The organism is Actinocrinis sp., from assembly GCF_035605935.1.
Lineage (GTDB): Bacteria > Actinomycetota > Actinomycetes > Streptomycetales > Catenulisporaceae > Actinocrinis.
In genome coordinates, this window is the sequence record NZ_DATNGK010000150.1 from 1 (window position 1) to 3,135 (window position 3,135).

General features: G+C 68.0%; 2 protein-coding genes and 1 pseudogene. 2 read left to right on the plus strand and 1 reads right to left on the minus strand.

Going from position 1 to position 3,135, the window contains the following annotated elements; all coding sequences use genetic code 11:
* Nucleotides 1-1,436 (minus strand): 2-oxoacid:acceptor oxidoreductase subunit alpha (locus VN779_RS12650; RefSeq protein ID WP_325722747.1); only part of this gene is annotated, 1,436 nt, incomplete at its 3' end.
* Nucleotides 1,437-1,713: 277 nt separating this feature from the next.
* On the opposite strand from VN779_RS12650, the gene VN779_RS12655 reads away from it, so the two are divergent.
* Nucleotides 1,714-2,106: an NADH-quinone oxidoreductase subunit A gene (locus VN779_RS12655; protein ID WP_349260760.1), complete on the plus strand. Its 393-nt coding sequence runs from the start codon at nucleotides 1,714-1,716 to the stop codon at nucleotides 2,104-2,106.
* A 122-nt stretch (nucleotides 2,107-2,228) separates the two neighbouring features.
* Nucleotides 2,229-2,724: pseudogene (locus VN779_RS26475) on the plus strand (NADH-quinone oxidoreductase subunit B); the annotation flags it as partial.
* Between the last annotated feature and the right edge of the window lie 411 nt (nucleotides 2,725-3,135).

Genomic DNA, 3,135 nt, shown 5'->3' on the forward strand with positions numbered 1-3,135 from the left:
CCGATCCGGTGCTCAAGCCCCGGCGTACCCGGAATCGCCCACGGCCGCGCCAAAGTCTCCGGATCACGCAGGAAGGGCCAGAAGACCGGCTGGCCATTGACATCGGTGTGGTTCGGCGCAGTAGCGAATTCGACGTGCAGATCCGGCAGTTTTTCGGCGTCCGGGATGTGCCACGGCTCCGAACCGTTGGCCAGATAACCATCCGAAAGCAGGAACACCGGCGTGCGATACGTCAGCGCGATCCGCGCCGCCTCGATCGCCGCGTCAAAGCAGTCCGCCGGAGAGCGCGGCGCGACGATCGGCACCGGCGCTTCGCCGTTGCGGCCGAACATCGCTTGTAGCAGGTCCGCCTGCTCGGTTTTCGTCGGCAGACCGGTGGACGGCCCGCCGCGCTGAATGTCACAGATGAGGAGCGGCAACTCCAGCGACACGGCCAGGCCGACGGTCTCGCTCTTAAGCGCGACGCCCGGTCCGGAGGTGGTCGTCACGCCCAGTGCGCCGCCGAAGGAAGCGCCCAGCGCCGCACCGATGCCGGCGATCTCGTCCTCGGCCTGGAACGTGCGCACGCCGAAGTTCTTGTGCTTCGACAGCTCGTGCAGGATGTCCGAGGCCGGCGTGATCGGGTAGGAGCCCAGGAACAGCGGCAAACCGGAGCGCTGCGAGGCCGCGATCAGGCCATAGGCCAGCGCCAGGTTCCCGGAGATGTTGCGGTACCTGCCGCTCGGCAGCGGCGCCGGGGCGATCTCATAGGAGACCGCGAACTCCTCGGTGGTCTCGCCGTAGTTCCAGCCGGCCAGGAACGCCGCCCGGTTCGCGGCGGCGATGTCGGGCTTGTTGCCGAACTTTTGATCGAGGAACGCCAGCGTGCGGTCAGTCGGCCGATTGTACAGCCAGGAGAGCAGTCCAAGCGCGTACATGTTCTTTGCGCGCTCAGCCTCTTTGCGGGAGAGCGGATGCCCTTCCAGCGCCTTGACTGTAGAAGAGGTCAGCGCCACCGGGTGCACGCGGTACCCGTCCAGCTCGCCGGTCTCCAGCGGGTTGGCCGAGTAACCAACCTTGGTCAGTGCGCGCGTGGTGAACTCATCGGTATTGACGATGATCGTCGCGCCGCGCGGCACATCCTTCAAATTCGCCTTGAGCGCCGCCGGATTCATCGCCACCAGCACATCCGGCGCGTCGCCCGGCGTGAGGATGTCGTGGTCCGCGAAGTGCAACTGGAAGGCCGAGACCCCCGGCAGCGTCCCGGCGGGCGCGCGGATCTCGGCCGGGAAGTTCGGCAGCGTGGACAGATCATTGCCATATGCGGCGGTCTCCGCGGTGAACCGGTCCCCGGTCAACTGCATGCCGTCGCCTGAGTCACCCGCGATCCGGATCACTACCGCACCGATCCGCTCGACCGCGGTTGCCCGCTTCTCGTCGATCGCCTCGCCCGCCACCGAACCTCCTTGCGCGTCCGCATCCTGGGACGGTACTTGGGATCGCCTGCGCCGCTTCGATCACCGGAGCGGGTAGTTCCCCTAGCTCCCGAGTCCAATCCATCGTACGCCTGAGTGGACGCTGAACGGCCCGGCCCGGTGCGGCGCACGGCAGTCCGTGAGCGCTCTAGCGAGCCGAGTACCCTTGTGCGATGACACGGGGGACCCACCCGGAAGAGGGAGAAACCCCGGAAGCGGTTGGCGGTTGACTGACGCGCGAGGGCAGGCGGCGAGCTTTATGGGATTCGGCGGCACGGGCGGCACGACCTATTACTCCGCCTACTCGATCGTCGGCATGCTCTTACTACTAGGCATCGCGTTCGTCACCGTCTCCTTCGCCGCGAACCGGCTGCTAGCCCCGGCCCGGCCGACACCGGAGAAGCTGCTCACCTATGAGTGTGGCGTGGACCCTGTCGGCGAGGGCTGGGCGCACACTCACGTGCGGTACTACGTCTATGCGTTTCTTTACGTCATCTTCGCGGTGGACGCCGTCTACCTGTTCCCATGGGCTACCGTGTTCGCCGCGCCGGGCTTCGGCGCTACCACGCTGGTCGAGATGTTCGTCTTCATCGGCTTCCTGGCGGTCGGGATCCTCTACGCCTATAAGAAGGGCGTGCTGACGTGGCTGTGAATGAGGGGGAGGCGCTGGCCCCGGCGATCGGGACGGGCGCCGGGGGCGACGCGGGCTCGAACGGTGCCGGCAACGGCGGCCGGACGGGCGCCGGCGCGGAAGGGGGCGCGGTCGCACTCGGCATCCCGCGGGTCGGTGCACCGGCGCGCGGCTTCGGTACGGGCTTCGATCTGGCGCCCAAGCCGATGAAAGTCGTGCTCAACTGGGGCCGCAAGTATTCGCTCTGGGTGTTCAACTTCGGCCTGGCCTGCTGCGCGATCGAGTTCATCGCGGCGTCGATGGCTCGGCACGACTTCATCAGGCTGGGCGTGATCCCGTTCGCGCCAGGGCCGCGCCAGGCCGATCTGATGGTCGTATCCGGCACGGTCAGCGACAAGATGGCTCCGGCGGTCAAGCGGCTGTACGAGCAGATGCCGGAGCCGAAGTACGTTATCTCCTTCGGCGCCTGCGCGAACTGCGGCGGGCCGTACTGGGACTCCTACGCGGTGACCAAGGGTGTCGACCAGATCATCCCGGTGGACGTGTACGTGCCGGGCTGCCCGCCGCGGCCGGAGGCGCTGCTGCAGGGGATCATCAAGCTGCAGGAGAAGATCGCGGCGGAGGGGACCGGCGGTCGCGGTGCGGCGGCATCGCGCGGATCCGCGAACGGCCAGGCCACCGTAGGCAAGCCGAAGTCGAAGCCGCTCAAGTCACGCTGGCAGCGCTCGCGTCCGGCAGCGCTGCCGCAGACCGCGCCGACTACGCCGCTCGCGCCGCTTGTGCCGACTGCGGCGATCGAACCGCCGCTCGTCACACCGGTCGAGGCGCCGATCGAGGCACCAACGGTCGAGGTCCCGCGCGGCGAGCTGCCACAGGTCGACACGCAGCCCGTCCAGCCCGCGCGTGAAAGCCATGAAACCGCCGTCGCCGAAGCGGGATCCGAGGCGGCTACGACACCTGACGCCCCGACAGTCGAGGTGCCGCTCCCGGTGGCCTCCTCCGCCGAGGCGCTGACGGTAGAGGTTCCGCTCATCGAGGCTCCGGTCGGCG